7 protein-coding genes are annotated in these 18,697 nt (G+C 71.6%); 2 read left to right on the plus strand and 5 right to left on the minus strand.

All coding sequences use genetic code 11. From position 1 onward, the window contains the following. Positions 1-2 precede the first annotated feature (2 nt). The 3 genes from ACGFIZ_RS29970 to ACGFIZ_RS29980 are packed head-to-tail and all read right to left on the minus strand — an operon-like array spanning position 3 to position 6,440. Positions 3-929, minus strand: coding sequence for an ABC transporter permease (locus ACGFIZ_RS29970; RefSeq protein WP_393425267.1), 927 nt, complete (start codon positions 927-929; stop codon positions 3-5). Then, positions 926-2,437: an ABC transporter substrate-binding protein gene (locus tag ACGFIZ_RS29975; RefSeq protein WP_393425270.1), complete on the minus strand. Its 1,512-nt coding sequence runs from the start codon at positions 2,435-2,437 to the stop codon at positions 926-928. Before ACGFIZ_RS29975 ends, ACGFIZ_RS29970 begins: the two co-directional genes overlap by 4 nt. A gap of 31 nt (positions 2,438-2,468) precedes the next feature. Then, positions 2,469-6,440: an amino acid adenylation domain-containing protein gene (locus ACGFIZ_RS29980; protein ID WP_393425288.1), complete on the minus strand. Its 3,972-nt coding sequence runs from the start codon at positions 6,438-6,440 to the stop codon at positions 2,469-2,471. Between the two features lie 43 nt (positions 6,441-6,483). On the opposite strand from ACGFIZ_RS29980, the gene ACGFIZ_RS29985 reads away from it, so the two are divergent. Both ACGFIZ_RS29985 and ACGFIZ_RS29990 read left to right on the plus strand, forming a co-directional pair. Continuing rightward, the gene (locus ACGFIZ_RS29985) at positions 6,484-12,885 is read left to right on the plus strand and encodes an SDR family NAD(P)-dependent oxidoreductase (RefSeq protein ID WP_393425273.1); all 6,402 of its coding nucleotides are present in this window, start codon (positions 6,484-6,486) and stop codon (positions 12,883-12,885) included. Between the two features lie 19 nt (positions 12,886-12,904). After that, positions 12,905-15,334: a methyltransferase gene (locus ACGFIZ_RS29990; protein WP_393425276.1), complete on the plus strand. Its 2,430-nt coding sequence runs from the start codon at positions 12,905-12,907 to the stop codon at positions 15,332-15,334. Between the two features lie 18 nt (positions 15,335-15,352). Here the strand turns inward: ACGFIZ_RS29990 and ACGFIZ_RS29995 are convergent, their stop codons facing one another. Together ACGFIZ_RS29995 and ACGFIZ_RS30000 are read right to left on the minus strand one after the other, a co-directional pair. Next, on the minus strand, positions 15,353-16,426 hold the full coding sequence (locus tag ACGFIZ_RS29995) for a saccharopine dehydrogenase NADP-binding domain-containing protein (RefSeq protein WP_393425279.1): 1,074 nt from the start codon (positions 16,424-16,426) through the stop codon (positions 15,353-15,355). Then, complete coding sequence (locus ACGFIZ_RS30000) at positions 16,423-18,393, minus strand: phosphopantetheine-binding protein (RefSeq protein ID WP_393425282.1); 1,971 nt, start codon at positions 18,391-18,393, stop codon at positions 16,423-16,425. The genes ACGFIZ_RS29995 and ACGFIZ_RS30000 overlap by 4 nt, the downstream gene beginning before the upstream one ends. Between the last annotated feature and the right edge of the window lie 304 nt (positions 18,394-18,697).

Here is an 18,697-nt window from a genome sequence, read left to right on the forward strand (position 1 = left end):
GCTCATGTCACCGCCCGCCGGGGATCGGTCCGTACGGTGACGAGATCCGCTGCCAGCATCCCGAGGACCACGGCCACCGCGGCGAGCATCGCACCGGCCTGCACCACCGGGACGTCGCGGTTAGCGACCGCGCCGACCAGCAGCTCACCCAGCCCCGCATAGCCGAACATGACCTCCACCACCGCGGTGGCAGCGATCAGACCACCCGCGACGACGGCCAGGACCCGCAGAGCCGGTGCGACCAGGAACGGTCCGACGTAGACAGCGGCGATCCGCCATCCGGGAAGGCCGCGCAGCCGGGCATCACGCACGTACGGCCGCGCCACGATGTCAGCAACGAGCCCGCGTAGCAGCATCGCCCCGTAGGCGGCCGCCGGCAGAGCGAGGCTCAGCGTCGGCAGCGCCAGCACCGACAGCCCCGGTGGGCGCCCGTCGGCCGGCAGCAGCGAGATCGGCGGGAACCAGGCCAGCATCCCGGCGAACACAGCGGTCAGCGCCGCGGCGACGACCACCTGCGGGACGGCGGCGGTGGCTGTCACGACGGCGGCGACCAACCGGCCGGCCGGCGAGCCCGCACCGGCGGGCCAGGCCCACGCCAGCATCAGCGGCACGGTCACCAGGAGTGCGGCACCGGCCAGCGCGGCTGTCGCGGGCAGTCGCTGACCGATCACGTCCGCCACCGGCCGGCCCGAGATCAACGAGACGCCCGCGTCCCCGCGAAGCAGGCCAGCGGCCCACTCCAGGTAACGCCGCCACACCGCGGCGTCCAAGCCGGTGGCGGCCCGCATCTCGGCCAGCTGCGCCGCGGTGGCCCGCCCGGCTGTGCGGGCCTCGGCGGCGTCGCCGGGCAGCGCCTCGGTGGCGGCGAACACCATCACCGAGACGCCGACCAGCAACAATACGGCGCGGACCAGGGCCCGCAGGATCATCGTGACAGCCTTACCTGATCGATGAAGAGCCGTCCGAAGCCGGCGCCGGTGGGCAGACCCTGCACTCCGGAACGGGTCAGGTCCAGGCCGTCGCCGGTGCCCCACACCACGTACCCGCCCTCGTCGCGAACCTGCTGTTGCAATGTGCCGAGCACGCGGTTGCGCACGCCCTCGTCCGGCTCGCCGAGGGCCTTGTCCAGCGCCGCGTCGAACTCCGGCCGCTTCCACGCCGTCTCGTTCGTCGGCGAGCCCGAGATCAGCGACACCCGTGCCACGTCGAAGAAGGGGATACCGCCGAAGTAACCGGTGTAGAAGTCCTGCTGGCCCCACACCGTGGTGAAGTAGGTGTCCGGCGGGGTCATCTTCACCTCAGCGGTGACACCGATCTCCTTCAGTTGCGAGGCGAAAAGTGTCGCGGCGGTGTCCATCCCCGGATAGGACGTCGTGGTGTGCAGCGTGACGGTCAGCCCGTCGCCCTGGCCCGCATCGGTGAGAAACTGCCGTGCCTTGGCCACATCACGGGTACGCGGGGTCAGCCCTTGAGGTGCGGACGGATCCGCCGGGGCGAGCAGGTCGTCCTGTGGTTGGCCGTACCCGAGGAACGTGGCCTGCACCAGCGCCGGCCGGTCGGCGGCCAGCTTGAACGCCTCGCGGACACGGGGGTCGTCGAACGGTTTGCGGTCGGTACGCATCACGAACGGGTACATGGTGACCGCCGGCCGGCGGACCAGGCTCAGGTCGGTGCGGCCCTCGGCCTGTCGCGCCGCCGCCGGCGCGATGCTCGCGGCCACGTCGGCCTGCCTGGACAGCACGGCCTGAGCGCGGGCCTGCGGGTCGGCGACCGCCCGGACCTCGATACGCCGCAACGACGGCGCGGTGCCCCACCAGCCGTCGCGGCGTTCCAGCACGGCGCTCTGCGTGTCGTTGCTGACCAGTGTGAACGGTCCCGACCCGGGTACCGCGGCGGTGAAGTCGTCGCTGCCCTCCGGGACGATGAACGTCATGGATTCCAGGGCTCGCGGCACCTCGGCGAACGGCTTGCGGCTGACGACTTCCACGGTGTGGTCGTCGACCACCCGCGAGGCGGCGAGATCGAAAGCGGCCAGCCGGCCGTAGTTCTCCGCCGCCTTACGGTCGATGCGGCGCAGCGAGTAGAGCACGTCCGCGGCCCGCACGGGCCTCCCGTCGGAGAAGGTGGCGTCGCGGCGCAGGGCGAACTGCCACTTCGTGAGGCTCCTGTCCGGTTTCCACGACTCCGCCAGTCTCGGCTGGGTGCGTCCGTCGGGGCCCTGTCCGGTGAGCACGTCGTACATCAGCGCGAACCGCACCGCGTCGGATTCGTTGCCGAGCCCGCCGTGGGGGTCGTTGCTCGCGGTGGCCGGTGACCCGACCGTTACGTATCGCAGGGTGTCCGGGGGTGCCGCGGTGGCCTGCTCGGAATCGCCGCATGCGGTCAGCGACGCGGCGCCGAGCAGGGCGACGAGGGTCAGGGTGATACGGGTTCTCATGGGTGCCTTCTGTTGCGGGGTCGGTCGGGGTTCAGAGCGCGGTGCGTGCCGCGGCGGCGCGCGCCGCTAGCCGTCCTGCCGCCCGGTCTCGTGCTGGCGTCGTTGCGGGCGGGTTCGCGGTGGCCGGTGGTACCGGAGCGCGGCGGCCGGCGATCAGCCGGGCCAGATCGCGGACGGTCGGATGGGCGAACAGGTCGACCATCGCCAGTGGCACGCCGAGGCGGTCGCTGAGCCGCCGGTGTGCTCGCAGCAGCGTCAGCGAGGTCGCCCCGAGGTCGAAGAATGGCCTGGTGACATCGACGGTGCAGTCCAGCAGTTCGCCGAACACGGCGGCCACGCTGTTCTCGATGTCCGAGTCGGACGTGCCGATGGGCGTGGTGGGCTCCTCGGTACGGATCACCGGCTCGGCGATGATCCGGAGTCCGAGAACGGCTTCGCCGTCGAGGTCCGGCACCACCTCGTAGGAGCCGTTCGACGGCCGGACCGCTACGGCCAGTTCGGTGGCCGCCCGCAGGGCCGCGACGACGTCCAGTCGGCCCGGGCGCACGCTGACGCGGACGTCGAGCCCCGAACGGGCGGCGTCGACGAGCAGTCCGGTCAGGTCGTCCAGGTCCGCCGGAGCCGCGACCTGCGGCGGTGCGGACGTGATCGCCGGGACGGCAGGGGGCTGGTGAACAGGCGGGTCGTTGCGGAAGGGGTTGCCCAGCCGGTCGTGGTCGACCTTGCCGTTTACCGTCACGGGCAGCGTCGCCAGTTGCACGAAGCGGCTGGGGATCATGTACTCGGGCAGGTGCTCGCGTAGGCGGGCCACCAAGACGTCCTCGGCCAGAGGTGACGCATCGTCGCCGGTGGCCACATAGGCGACGAGTCGGGCGCCGCCGTCCGGTCCCGGCACGGACCGGGCCACACAGCGTCGTACGCCGGGTGCGCGGCTGAGCACGGCTTCGATCTCGCCGAGCTCGATGCGGTGGCCGCGGATCTTGACCTGCCGGTCGACGCGGCCGAGGAACTCGATCGTCCCGTCGTAGCGCCAGCGGCCGAGGTCGCCGGTGCGGTAGGTGCGGCGGCGCAGGACCGGGTGGGTGGTGAACCGTTGTGCGGTCTGTTCCGGGTCACCGAGATAGCCGGCCGCCACCCCGTCGCCACCGATGTACAGCTCGCCGGCCTCACCGACCGGGCAGGGCCGCCCGTCGCCGTCGAGGATGTGGAAGGACTGTCCGCGTAGCGCCCGCCCGTACGGGATGCTGCGCCACGCCGGGTCGACTTTTTCGATCGGATGGCAGATGGACCAGATGGACGCCTCGGTCGCGCCGCCCAAGCTGATGATCCGGGCCTGTGGCGCGAGCACCCGCACTCTGTCGGGCAGCGTCACCGGGATCCAGTCGCCGGAGAGGAGTACCAGGCGCAGCGAGGACATGGCCGAGGCCGCAGCGCCGGGGTCGATCTCGGCGTACTCGACGAGCATCTCCAGCAGTGCCGGTGCGGTGTTCCACACCGACACCCGATGCCGGTCCATCAGTTCCAGCCAATGGCCGGGGTCGCGCTGGCGGTCGGGGTCGGGTAGCACCATCGCCCCACCGGCGCCGAGTACACCGAACACGTCGTAGACCGACAGGTCGAACGACAGTGCCGACAGCGCGAGCACCCGGTCGCCCGCCTCCAGAGGGAAGCGGTCGGCCATGTCGTCGAGTGTCGTACGGGCCTGGCGATGCTCGACCGCCACACCCTTGGGCCGCCCGGTGGAGCCGGAGGTGAAGATGGCGTACGCCAGATCTCCCGGGCGCGGCGCGCGTGGCTCTGCGACGGCCTCGTCGCCGTCCGGCGCGCCGTCGTCGATGGCGTGAATTTGTACGGTGTCCGGCCACTGTGCCGAGGTCATGCCGGTGACCAGCGCATGCTTGATGTCGGCCTGCGCACAGACGGAGGCGATCCGTGCCGCCGGCCAGGACGGTTCGACCGGGACATAGCCGGCGCCGGAGGCGGTGATGCCGAGTGTAGCGGCGATCTGTGCGGCGCCCTTTGGAGCGGCCACCGCCACCATGTCACTCGGTCCCAGCCCGTGTCCGGCGAGCAGGGCAGCGGTGGCGCGGGCTCGTGCGCCCAGTTCGCCATGGGTAACGACGTCGTCCCCGTGTATGAGGGCGACGTCCTGTGGTGCTCGGCCGGCGTTCGCCCGCAGCGGATCGTCGATCAGCGGCCCGCAGTCGCCGCCGAACGGGCTGACGTCCAGTGCCTCGTCCGGGCGGAAGGACGGGTCCCAGCCGAAGGCCGGATCGGTCCAGGCCTGCTCGTCGTCGGCCAGCCGGCGCAGCAGTCGCAGGTGGGCGTCGCGGATACCGGTGGCGAAGCCGTCGGGCAGGCATCCGTCGACGACGTCCCAGGCGATGCGCAGCCGGTCGCCATCCTCCCAGACGATGTGGTCGACGAAGATCTGCGGGGTCTGTGAGACTCCAAAGACCTCCTCACCCAGCCAGGCGGTCGGGGGCTCGGTCGTGGCGGCCAGTCCGACCCCGCTGGTGAACACGACGGGATATGCGGGGACGAGCCCGGCGTTTCCGCGACCTCGGAGCGCCTCGACGGCCGAGACGGAACGGTGCTCCAGGTCGGACCAGAACCGGTGGTTGACCGCGGCGGCGTAGCCGGCGAACCCGCCGTCTCCGGACGGGTCGAGGGGGGCGCACTCGGTGAGCACGGTGGTGGTGAAGTCGCCCACCACCGTGCGCAGGCGATCGTCGTCCTGCGGCCGGTCGAACAGCGTGGTGTTCACACAGAACGGGTCGGTCGCGCCCCAGCGGCCGAGGATCGCCGCCAGGGCGGCCAGCAGCACGGCGGTGGCGGAGACTCCGTGCCTGCTCGCCTGACTCCGCAGCCGCGACCACTCGCTGGCGGTCAGGGCCGCGGCATGCCGGGTGAAGTGCGGGACACCCAGCTTCTCCGCGGTCGCGCTCCAGGGCAGTGCCGGGCCAGGCGGGAGCCGGTCCGCCCGGCTCTGCCAGTACGCGCGGTCACGCTCGCGGCGTGCGGCTTCGGCAGGATCCTGCTCCCGGTAGGCGAGCAGGGCCGCGAAAGTGGTGACCGGTGGCGCCGCCAGCAGGTTCGGATCGGTGGTCGCCTGACCCCATTCGCGCATGAGCTGCATCCAGCCGGCCATGTCCAAGGCGATGATGTCCATGCCGACGAACAACCGGGTGCGGCCGTCCGGCAGTAACGCGGCGCGGATGTCGAACAACGGCCAGCGGTCCACCGCGTGTGGTCGATGGGACAGCGCGGTACGCATGTCCGCCAGGGTCCGTTCGGCGTCTGTGGGCGGGGCGGTGCGCAAGTCGGTGACCGGGATCTCGTAGCGCAGCTCGCTGGGGAGCACCCGTTGGCGGGCCTCCTCGTCGATGACCAGCCGCAGCATCGGGTGGCGGGCCACCAGGCGGTTCCATCCGTCCGTCAGAGCGCGGACGTCGGCCTCCGCGTCGCCGCCGGGTCGCCGGTCGTACTCGAAGTAGAAGTACGTGGCCACGCCGCCCAGTGGCAGTGACGGATCGCGGCCGAGCAGGTATGCCGTCTGCAGCGCGGTGAGCGGGAAGGGCTCGGCCCCGGCGGCGGCAGCGGAAGCGGTCGTGGGGACGGTCTCCGCCGGCCCGTCGCCGGACGGTGCGGCGAGCACGGCCGCGGTGACGGTGCCGGGCGTCGCGCCGTTGAGGAATGTGGTCAGAGGCAGATCCACACCGAGTTCGTCCAGCAGCCTGCGCCGCAATCGGACCGCGGCGAACGAGTCCAGTCCCAGCTCGGTGAGCTTGCGGCCGGGATCGATGTCGGCCGGGTCGAGGTCGAGGCTCTCCGCGAGGCATGCGGTCACCTCGTCCACTCGGTCGATCGGCGGTGTGTGCGAGGCCGTCATGCGGCTCCTCCCCGGGACTCGGAGCGAGTAGTACAACATGAGAACGACAACGATTTCCAGTAGGCTCGGTCGATAGTGGACCGCGTCGATGGAAATGATTGTCATTCTCATGTATAACGGATGAGCCCCATCCGGCCAACCATCGAGGAGCGCGATGACGCCCCCTTCGCCGTCCCACCCCGCCCTTGCGGTGACCGCCGTCGCCGGGCGCTTCCCCGGTGCACCGAACGCCGACCGCTTCTGGGAGCTGCTGCGGGACGCGCGCGAAGGCCTCACCCGGTTTCCCGACGAGGAACTCGCCGACCGAGGCGTGCCTCTGGGCATGCGTCGGCGCAAGGACTACGTGCCGGTCGGCGGGATCATCGACGGCCAGGAACTGTTCGATCCGTCCCCCTTCGGGCTCACCGATGCCGAAGCGGCCCTCACCGACCCGCAGCACCGGCTCTTCCTCGAGGCTGCCTGGGAGGCGCTAGAATGCAGCGGGCACGGCGGCGGCGCCGGCATCGAGGCGGTCGGTGTCTTCGCAGGAACGGCCCAGAGTGCCTATCTCACGGCCAACCTCGCCGGTCGCTGGGATCCGACCGGCGGCGGGCCCGATCCCCTCGGCAGCCTGCAGACCGCCATCGCCACCCAGGCCGACTACCTACCTCTGCAGACGGCCTACCGGCTGGGCCTGACCGGGCCGGCGATGAACATCACCACGACCTGCTCCACCTCGCTGGTCGCCGTCCACGTGGCCGCCCAGTCCCTGCTGGCCGGCGAATGCGACATGGCCGTCGCGGGTGGCGCTTCGCTGATCGTCCCGCAGGGTCACGGCTACCGGTATGTGCCGGAAGGCATCTTCGCCGTCGACGGGCGGGTCCGGCCCTTCTCCGCCGACGCCACCGGCATCGTCTACAGCCAGGGTGTGGGTGCGGTGGTGCTGCGCCGACTCGACGACGCGCTCGCCGACGGTGATCCCGTCCTCGCGGTTCTGCACGGCAGCGCGGTCAACAACGACGGCGCCGACAAGGTCGGCTTCACCGCCCCGTCGCTGCGCGGGCAGGCCCGGGTGATCGCGGAAGCCCTTGCCGTCGCGGACATCGAACCGTCGCAGGTCGGATACGTCGAGGCCCACGGCACCGGCACCCGCCTGGGCGATCCGATCGAGGTTGCCGCCCTGCGCAAGGCATTCGGCCACGACGGCATCCGGACCACGGCATGGTGCGGGCTCGGCTCTGTCAAGAGCAACATCGGTCACGCCAACGCGGCCGCCGGTATCGCGTCGTTCGTCAAGACGGTGCTCGCGTTGCATCACCGGACACTGCCCGCCTCGCTGCACGCCGATCCGATCAACGACCAGCTCGGGCTGGACGGCTCACCGTTCGCGGTGGTCACCCGCACCCGACCGTGGGATGCCCCGCCCTACGCGGGTGTCAGCTCGTTCGGCATCGGCGGCACCAACGCGCACGTCGTGCTTGGCCCGGCGCCCGACCGGACGGCCACCTCGCCGGACGACCGGCCCCAGATCCTGCTCTACTCGGCGTACGAACCGGCCGCCCTCGACGCCACCGCACGCGAGGTGCCGTCGGCAGATCTGCCCGACATCGCGCACACCCTGCAACACGGTCGCAAGTACCACCCGTACCGGCAGGCGGTCGTCGCGGGCCCCGGAATCACGCCGCGGCGTACCGCTGCGGTGCGCACCGACGGCGCGCCGCGCCTCGTGTTCCTCTTCCCTGGCGGCGGCAGCCAGTACGCGGGCATGGCCGCGCAGTTGTACGCCGACGAGCCGGTGTTCGCCTCGTGCGTGCAGGAGTGCGCGAAACTGTTCCGCGACCACCTCGGCACCGACGTCACCACGTTGATCACCGGAGGTGACGAGACGACGGCCGAGTCGGCCGTCGTGGGGCTGCCTGCCCTGTTCACCGTCTCGGTCGCCACCGCCCGGCTGCTCGAATCCTGGGGCATCCACCCGGACGTCCTGCTCGGCCACAGCCTCGGCGAGTACGCTGCGGCGGTCGTCTCCGGGGCACTGACGTTGCCCGACGCCGTGACCCTCGTCGCGGTGCGATCCCGCGCGTTGGCCGGAGCCGCGGGCGGCGGAGCGATGCTGTCCGTCCCGCTGTCCGAATCCGATGTGACAGCTCTGCTGCGCGAACACCCCGATCTCGACCTGGCCGCAGTGAATGCTCCACAATCCTGCGTGGTCTCCGGGCCGGCTGGCGCTGTGGAGGATCTGGTCGCCGTTCTCGGCCGCAGGGGGATCGCGCCGGCCCGGCTACCACTGAGGTCCGCCGCGCATTCGCGGCTGATCGACCCGGCACTGCCGGACATGCGGGCGGCCGCGCGGTCGGTGCGCGCCGGGCGGCCCATCGTGCCCACCGTCAGCTCCTTGACCGGCACGATGGTCGGCGACGACTTCGCCGATCCGGAGCACTGGGTCCGCCAGTTGCGTGAGCCGGTGCGTTTCTCCGCCGCGCTCACCGCCGCGGCGGCGGAGCCGACGCCGACCGTGGTGATCCAGGTCGGTCCCGGGGCGGCCCTTGTCGCTGCCGCCCGCAGCCACGGCCTTGCGCACCTGAAGGCCACCGTCACCACGTACCCGTCGGACGGCGAACTGTCCGACCTGGCGTCGGCACGCCTGGCCGCCGGCGAACTGTGGAGCCACGGCGTGCTCGTCGACTTCACCGCCATGCACCGGCCGGGGCGGCGGCGGGTCGTCGCACCCGGGTACGCCTTCCAGCGACGCCGCCTGTGGATCGACCCCGAGCCGCAGACGACGGAGCCACAGACCAACGAGCTTCTCCAGGTACCGCTCTGGCGGCAGGAGCCGCCGCTGCCCGCCGTACCGAGTCTGGGCGGGCGCTGGCTTGTGACCGGTGACCCCGGAGATGTCATCGGCGCGGCGCTGCGTGCCCGCGACGCCGAAGTCGTCGGCCTCGACGATCCGGCCAAAGCGGTCGACGGCGTGGTGATCGTCACCGGTGACGCCCGGACACCCGAGCAGACCCGTGAGGAGATCCTACGGTACGGCCGGGTCGCCGCGCTCGATCCGCCACCCGCTTTCCTGCTCCAGGTGACGGTGAACGGATGCCGCGTCGAGAGCCCGGACGTGCCCGCGCCCGGCGCCGCGGCGGTACGGTCCCTGCCCCGGGTCCTCGCCCAGGAGACGCCCGGACTGTCGTGGCGCACCGTCGACGTCACCGACCTGCGGACCCACGCGCCGGCGGTGATCGCCGAGCTCGCCGACCTGCGAGGGGGCTCCACCGGAATCCAGACCGCCGTCCGTAACTCCCAGCGGTGGGTGAGCGGCCTGGCACCCTGGCCCGCACTCTCCTCCGCCCCGGCCGCGCGACCCGGCACGACCGCGCTGATCATCGGCGGCCTCGGCGATGTCGGCGTCACCATCGCAGCGCACCTGGCCGGGCAGGGAATGAGGGTCGTGATCACCTCCCGTTCCGGCGACCGCAAGGACGCGGTGCACCACCTCGTCCAGCGCGGGCACGACGTGTCCGTGCAGGTGCTCGACGCCGCCGACCCCGGCGCCACCGGCGCGCTGCTGGCCGACGTGAGCTCGCAGTCCACCCTCGACCTCGTGGTGCATGCCGCGGGCGTGGTGGCCACCGAAGAATTGGCACCGATGCGCCGCATCGGCCCCGAACACGTGGACGGCCACCTCCGGGCGAAAGCCCGGGGAGCACTGGCCCTGCGGGCCGCGATCGAGGACCTGCCGCCGCAGCAGCGTCCCCGCCATGTCGTGCTCATGTCGTCGGCCGGCACGCTCGTCGGAGGCATCGGCACCGGGCCCTACTGTGCCTCGAACGGCTTCCTCGACGCCCTCGCGCAACAGCCGCCCATCGGTGACACCCGCTGGGTCAGCGTGGTCTGGGACGCCTGGAAGGTGGGGCCGCTGGGCAGTGAACGCGAGGTCAACCTGACCTTCGCACTCGACGCCGCCACCGGCATGCACGCCCTCGACGCGATCCTGAACGCCGCGACGGCCGGCACCGTGCCGCCGGTCGTGGCGGTCTCCACTACCGACCTGCGCACCCGGATGCGTGCCGCGGACCGGACGACCGCACACCGGCACGACGACGTCACCAGTGACCTCACCGGCGTCGAAGCGGTCGTGGCGGCAGCCTGGTCCGACCTGTTCGGCGCCTCGGTCACCGACGGCGACAGCGACTTCTTCGCTCTGGGCGGACACTCGCTGCTGGCCACCCGTATGCTCGCCGACCTGGGAGAACGGTACCGGGTCCGGCTGAGCTTGCGGGACCTGCTCGCCCGTCCGACCGTCGCCGGTCTGGCCGGGACGATCGGCAGCGCGCAACCGGCTGCAGAGCGGGATCCGGCCACGACGGTGACCGGTGGACCGGACCCGGACGGGACCTTCGCCATGACCCGTGTGCAGCACGCCTACTGGACGGGCCGCACCGGGGGTTACCGCTTCGGCGACACCGCCTGTCACTTCGCGCTGGAGTACGACTGCCCGGACCTCGATCTCGACCGCTACGAGCAGGCGTGGAACCTCGTCATCGCCCGGCACGCGATGCTGCGCACCATCACGACCGGGCAGGGTCGGCTGCGGCAACTGGAACAGGTGCCCTCCTACCGCATCCGCCCGGTGGATCTGACCCAGGCCGGTGAGCAGAAACGCGCCGAACGGCTCGCCGCCCTGCGCGAGCAGGTCTTCCGCCGACCCGGTCCGTCCGATCGGTGGCCGCTGGTCCAGATCCGCGCGGCCCGGCTGCCGGGCGGTGGCGTTCGTCTGTTCCTCGGCATCGACGTCCTCGTCTGCGACGCCGGCAGCTACTGGATCATCGACCGGGACCTGCGTCACTACTACGCGAATCCCGATCAGGCCCTGCCGGAGGTGCCGATCACCTTTGCCGGTTGCGTGCGAGCTCTGGCGGCACGCCGCGACACCCCCGAGTGGACGCGGGCTGCCGGCTATTGGCGCGACCGGCTGCCCGGCCTGCCCGGCGCACCCACTCTGCCGGTCTCCGGCATCGAGACCGGCGGCCGGTTCGAGCGGCATACGGGCCGGCTCGACGCGCAGCAGTGGGCCGCCTTCCGCCGTAACGCCGCCGCCAACGGCGTCACCCCGACAGCCGCCCTTCTCACCGCGTACGGCGAACTGCTCGCCCAGTGGAGCGGTGAGGAACACTTCGCCGTCACGCTGACTCTGTTCGACCGCCCGCCGCTGCATCCGGCGATGGACAGCGTGGTCGGTGACTTCACCTCGCTGCTGCTGCACGAGGTGGACCGGCGTGCAGCCGGCAGCTTCGCCGAACACGCCGGCCGGGTGCACCGCCGACTGTTCACCGACCTGGACCATCGGCTCTTCTCCGCCCTCGACCTGCTGGCGGAGAAGTCCGCGCAGACCGGTGCGCTCACCTCCGTACCGGTCGTGTTCACCAGTGCGCTCGGACTGGACGACGTCATCGGCGGCGACCGTGACCTGGAGTGGGCGGGCCGGCAGGTGTCCGCCCTGAGCCAGACCCCCCAGACCGTGCTCGACCATCAGGTTCTGGAGCATCACGGTCAGCTACTGGTCCAGTGGGATGCGCTGGAGCCGGTGCTGCCGCCGGCCGAGGTCGACCGCATGTTCGACCGTTACCTGAGCCGGCTGCGCAGCCTGACGGACCCGGCAGCCTGGCGCAGCGAGGCCGTAAGCGCCACCCCGGCGCTGCCGGTCGAGGACGTGGCGATCACCTTGCGTGCCGGAACCGGATCCGGTCCGACGCTGTTCCTCGTCCATCCCTCCGGCGGCGACGTGACCTGCTACGCCGACCTCGGCCAGCGGCTCGACGAGCGGGTCACCGTCGTCGCCCTGACCGATCCTGGCCTATCCGGCGGCGAGGCGCCCACCGAGCTGCCCGCTCTGGCGCGCCTCTACGTCGATGTCCTGCGTTCCGTCCAGCCCGACGGCCCGTACCTGCTCGGCGGCTGGTCGATGGGCGGCAGCCTGGGCCAGGAGATGGCCCGGACCCTGCACAGCCAGGGCCAGCATGTCGCGCTGCTGGTGATGCTGGACTCCAACGACCCCACCTACATCACGGCGGTCCCCGGCGAGCCCGAGACGGCGGAGGCTCTAGTGCTCGCCCGGCACCTGGGAGCGCTGGAGGCTTACCTCGACATCGACCTCGGCATGGGTACGACCGACGCGTTGAACGCCTTCCTGAGCGTACCGGCCGAGCAACGCTGGCAGGAGGCGACGGACCGGCTCCGGCAGCACCGGCTCCTCGGCACCCGTGAGGATCCCCGTTCCCGTGTCGCGGTCTTCGGCCGGCACCTGCACGGTCTCGCCCAGCACCGGCCGGGCTTCCACGGCGACGAGCGGACCCACACCCTGCTGGTCAGAGCCGATCGCAGGGCCACCCGCAACTCGGGCATCGGCATGGGCGTCGACGACACCCCACCCGGGCTGACCGACCTGGGCTGGTCCACCAGTCTCGCCATGCCTCCCGAGGTGATCGGTATCGACGCCGACCACTACTCCCTGATGCGCGAGCCGGCACTCACCGCTGTCGCACGCGTACTCAACACCGCCCTCGCCCGCCACCTGTCATGACCACCGAACGGAGCCGTACGTGTCCCCGGAGATGACCGCCGCCCTGGACCTGCTGCACGCCCACCCGTGGATCGCCGCCGCAGCCCACGACGGCACCGGCTTGCAGATCCGGCTGCGGCCCGAAGCCACCGCGGTCCGGCCCGGCCTGGGGCCGCTGGTACGCGAATACCTGGATCACTGGGCCGAGGTGTACGACTACACGTACGCGGCGGGAGCGGGCAACGGTGACACCCTGGCGGGCTGGCGCGCCTCCGACACCGGGGAGCCGCTGCCCGTCGCGCACATGACCGAATGGGTCGAGCGCACCGTCGAACTGGTGCTCGCCACGCGGCCACGGCACGTCCTGGAGCTGGGCTGCGGAACCGGGCTGCTCGCCGACCGGCTGTACCCGCACCTGGCCGGCTATGTCGGCACCGACGTCGCTGAGGACATGGTGCGCCGGCACGAGCAGCGGGCCAGGCCGGGGCAGGTCTTCGTCAGCGCCGGCGCACACGAGTCGAGTTCCGAGCAGGTGCGGCGGGCCCTCGACCGGGCCGGTGTCCCCACCGCCGGACCGGACTGCGTCCTCGTCAACTCCGTCACGCAGTGCTTCCCCGATGTCGCCTATCTCAGCCGGGTGGTGCAGGACGCGGTCCGGCTCGTCGCACCCGGCGGCGTGGTGATCGTGGGCGACAACCGGCACGCCGGTCTGCTGGACGCCTACTGCCACTGGCTGGAACGCGCCGCCGACCCGGAGGCGACCGACTCCGTGATCACCGAGCGCGCCCGAGCCCGAGCCGACCGCGACGACGAACTCAACTTCGACCCCGCCGTACTCGCCCGCGCCGCGATGGGCAGCGGCCGCGACGTGCGCATCGCCGCCTACCCGAAGACCATGACCGCCGACACCGAGTTGACCCGCTACCGCTTCGACGCGGTCCTCCACGTCGAAGCAGCCGACGCCTGCGTCCCGCCCGCCGCCCATAACTGGGCCGGAATGGACGATGCCCGCGCGATGATCGCCGAGGGCCGACCGATCCGCATCGGCGGCATCCCCAACCGGCTGCTGGTGAACGCCGCCGACGCCGTCACCGCTCACCAGCTGCGCACCGCTCTGGCCGGAGCCGACGTCGCGGTGGTGCTGGACCAGTCCGATCCTGCCGCTCTCGCGCTCGTCACTCCCGCGGCCGCTGCCTTCACCTCGGTCGCTTCCGCGCCCGGCCGCGCCCATGAGCCGTTCACCGCCTTCGTACGCCGCCGCGTCGGCGAGGCCACGCGGGCGATGCTCCGGCAGGCGGGCGCCGATACGCGGGGACTGCGGCTCACCGTCGACCGTGGCGTTCCGGCCGATCGCATCGCGGCCGCTGCCGCCCGTGCGGTCGACCCGCACGACGCCGAGCGTCTGCCGGTCTTTCTCCAGGAGCTCGACCGCATCGCCCGGCTGGCCATGGCCGACACCCTTGCCGGCGCGGACCTGTGCACCGGACCGTCCGGCGACGACGAGGAGAAGATCGCGGCCGCGCTGGCCATCGCGCCGAGACATCAATGGATCATGCGCCGCTGGCTCGCGGTTCTCGTTGATGCCGGCATGCTCAGCACCGACGGTCACCGCTACCACGACCTGCGTGCACCGGGACGGACGGCTCTGGTCGCGGCCGTCGACGGCATCGACGACGCTCGCCGGGGCCTGCACTACCCGCCCGAACTCACCCGGTTCTTCCAGACCGCGGTGCAGTACCTCCCCGCACTGTTGCGTGACGAGGTCAGCCTGCAGGCGCTGCTGTTCGCAGACGGCGAGACCGGCACCGCCGAAGGCGCCTACCGGGACAACGCCGTCAACCGTTACGTCAACGCCGCCACGGCCGAAGCGTTGCGCTGGGCAGCGCAATGGCGTCCCGCCGACCGGCCGCTACGGGTTCTGGAAGTGGGGGCCGGGGTCGGCGGTACCACCGTGGACGTCCTCGACGCGCTGCGCGAGACTCCCCTGGACTACCTGTTCACCGATGTCTCGGCGTTCTTCCTCACCGACGCCCGGCGCCGGTTCGCCGACCGCGCCGGCCTACGGTACGGGCGGTTCGACATCAACACGGACATCCTCGCGCAGGACGTCGGCGAGGGCACACTCGATGTCGTGCTCGCCGCCAACGTGCTGCACAACGCCGTCGACATCGCCGCAACCCTGCGCGGTTTCCGGCGCCTGCTGCAGCCCGGTGGTGTGCTCCTGTTCGTGGAGACCACGCGCGAGATGCACCAGATCCTGACGTCCATGCAGTTCCTGATGTCGGCCCGGCCGGGCGGGCAGCGGCCGGGTGACCGGGACAGGCGGGCGGGAACCGGCCAGATCTTCCTCGACGAGACGCAGTGGCGGGCCGAGCTGGACGACGCCGGCTTCAGCCAGATCGTCTCCGTTCCCGGCCCGGACCATCCGTTGCATCCGGTCGGCGTCCAGCTCTTCGCCGCCACCACCTGAGTACGACCTGCGCGCCAGTCAGCGAGAGGGCAGGGCCAGCTCGCTGACCCAGGGGTCGCCCGCCAACTCTCTGGCGACCGTTTGGGGGGTCAATGCCTCCGAGGCATAGTGCGCGCCGGGTGCGACGGCACCGGCGGCCACCTCGCGTGCCGCGATGGCCGCCACCACCCCGCTGAGCGGGTACGAGTCCGGTGTCCTCAGCAGCACCCGACGAGGCACCAGGCCGGACCCGGCCGGCGGACGGGCGTACGCCAGAACCGCGTAGTGACGTCCGTGGTCCTCGACATCGCGCCGCGCCGCCTGCACGATTGCGGCCGCGTGCGCCTCCGGCGACTCGTCGTCGTCGGCCCACGCGGTCGCGAAGGCCCGCGGCAGGTTGTCCGTCGCGTACACGGTGTAGTTGCGCAGTTCGGGGAGCCCGGCCGCCGACGCCAAACCGATCATCTCGGTGGACAGGAACGGTACGGCGTGCACCCGCCCGTGGAAGCCGGGCAACGTGATGGAACGCAGCGGCGCCAGGCTGTGCTGCGCCACCTGTCCGTCGCGCCACACCGCCAGCGCGTGCCCGAACTTCGGCCCCCGGGTCAGCAGCGCGTCCACCGCGGAAGCCGCGCTGATCTCCACCGACCCGCCGACATACACGTCGAGGCGGGCCACCGGGCTGCCGTCCAGCAGCAGCCGTGGCAGGAGCCCGGAGAGGCCGGGCATCAGCCCGGCGGAGAAGACAGCCGCGTGCTGCGAAAGACCGGCCGGTGGATCCTGGGCGAGAGCCTCCACCGCCACCAAGTCACCCGCCGCGTCCACGTAGCCCGCACCTGCTGACAGGGCAGCCCGAGCGACCCGGTCGAGAATCCGGTACGACGGCCCGGCACAGTTGAGCACCACCGAGCAGCCCGCGCAGAACGCCTCGAGCGAGGCGTCATCGAACAGGTCGACGCGCACAGCAGTCGATCCGTTCGCCTCGGCGACCTCGCCGGCCCGGTCGAGATCACGCCCACCGACCCGGACGGGGAGCCCGAAGCCACGCAGCCGTTCGACGGCGGTCCGGCCGACCGTGCCGGCACCACCGAGCACGCCGACGGAGCCCGTCATCGCGCGGCACCCGCGCGGCGAACCGCGGCCAGCCCGGCCACCGTGGGGTCGGCGAGGAAGTCGCGCACCGGCACGGTGACTCCCGCCTCCTTGGCCAGCCGGGCCAGGGCCCGTACGGCGAGCAGGGAGTCGCCGCCGAGATCGAAGAAGCTGGCGCCGCGGTCGAGCACCGGCGTGTCCAGCAGTTCTTCCCACAGCGAGGCGATCGTCTGCTCGAGTTCGGTCGCGGGCGGGCCGTCGGCGGCACCGGGACGGTCGTCGGCGTACTGCCCCAGCCGCAGGCCGGTCCGGTCGCTGTCCGGCTCCGTGGGTAGGTCGACCGGCCGGTCCCAGCCCTCGCCGTCGGCGAGGCTGCCGACCAGCGCCACCAGTTCGGCGTAGGCGGCGTCCACCTGCGCGGCGTCGAACAGCTCTTCCACCAGCGAGAACACGATGGCCAGCGATCCCCGTAGCTCGTAGAACCGGGCTTCCAGCGCCACCTGGGGGGTACGCAGCTGATGGAAGAAGTCGTCCATGCCCAGCTCGCCCAACGGCCCGGCGGCGTCGGGCTGCTGAGCGCCCATGGCGGCGTCCATGCCGAGCGTGCTCTGGAACACCACCGGGGCGACCGGCCGATGGGTGCCGCGCCGCCGGCCGAGCTCCCGGGACACCTCGACACCGGTCACCAGCGCGTGCCCGGAATACTCGGTGAACCGCCGTTGTGCCTGGGTGACCAGTTGCGTGAACGTCGAGCCGGGTGCGAGTTCGGTGGGCAGCAGCATGGTCGAGGCGAAGGCCCCGAAGACGCGATGCACGTCGGGATGCAGCGGCAGCCGGTTGAGCTGCAGGGAGTTCAGCAGGAGGCGGTGGTGGCCGGCCCACCGGGCGATGGTGATCGCGAAGGCGGTGAACATCGCGGTCGACGGGGTGACGTCGTGCGCGGCGCACCGGTCGCGCAGCGCGGCCCAGCGGCCGGGCGACAGGTACTGCTCCCGGTTGGCCATCGTCGTGGCACGGACCTCCCGGGGGTCGGCTGCCAGCGGCAGCGCCGGGGGCTGCGGCAGAGTGTCCAGGCGCGACCACCACCAGTCGCGGTCGCCGGCCCAGGCATCACTCTGGGGGAGGGCCTGCACCGACGCGACGTAGTCGTCGAAGTCCATGTCCAGCGGGGCGGGCACGGCGTTCCAGTCGGCGCTCAGTTCGAGCAGTTCCCGGTTGAGCAGCGTGGCGGACCATCCGTCGAACAACAGCAGGCTCATGTTCGTGTGGAGCCGGCCCCTGCCGTCGGGCAGCAGTGTCAGCCGGACGTCGAGTCCGGGACCGTGGGTCGGGTCGGGCCCGTTCGCGATCATTTCCGCGCGCAGCCGGGCCAGACTCTCGGACGCTGTCTCGATCGATGCGTTGCGCAGGTCGTACACCTGCGGCTCGGGGACGGCCGCGGGGACGTCGAGCGGCAGGATGTGCTGCATGCCGTCGGAGGTGACCCGGGCCCGCAGCATCGGCTGGTGCTCGGCGAGGCGCCGCAGGGCGTCGGCGAGGGCTTCAGCGGCCTCGTCGCTGTCCATGTTCCGCAACGCGACATCGCTGTAGAAGTGCGCGGACTCGTACGACAGCTCCCAGCCGCCCTGCTGGCCGACGAAGTATCCCTGTTGCAGGGGAAGTAGCGCGAACGGGCTCGCCTTGTCGGCACGCCGCTGCAGGTCGACCGGCAACGCCCGGGCCGCGGTGCCGCCGGCTGACCTTCTGCGTACGAGCCCGGCCAGCTCCGACACCGTCGACTCGGCACCCACATCGGCCAGCGCGAGCACCACGCCCAGGCGTTTGCGGATGAGTGCGGCCATGCGGACCGCCAGGACCGAGTCTCCGCCCAGACGCAGGAACGACACCTCGGGCTCGATGGTGCGCGAGGGCACGCCGAGCAGTTCCGACCAGATTTCGGTGAGGGCCGGGACGGGATCGCCCTGGGGGGCGAAGGTGCCGAGTGACATCGAGAGGCTCCTCGTGGATCGGGTGCGTATTGGGCGGGCACGGAGACAGGACGTAGTGTACACCGACATGAATGTCATTTTCGATAGCGTGGACGGTGGCCGGTGATCACGTCCCTGGTCCCGGTATCAGTGGCGGTGGTGGAGCAGTTCGAGGACGTCCTGGGCGAAGAGCCGTTCCCCGGCGAGGAGGACCTGATCGCCGGTGCGCTCTGCTAGCGGACGCGGAAAAATCCTTGTTGGCGGACAGTTGAGTCCCTGCTCGCGGACAGCAGAAATCCTGCTGGGCGGTCAGGTGATCTCCGTC

Origin of the sequence: Micromonospora sp. NPDC048830 (assembly GCF_043198215.1) — a bacterium.
Lineage (GTDB): Bacteria > Actinomycetota > Actinomycetes > Mycobacteriales > Micromonosporaceae > Micromonospora.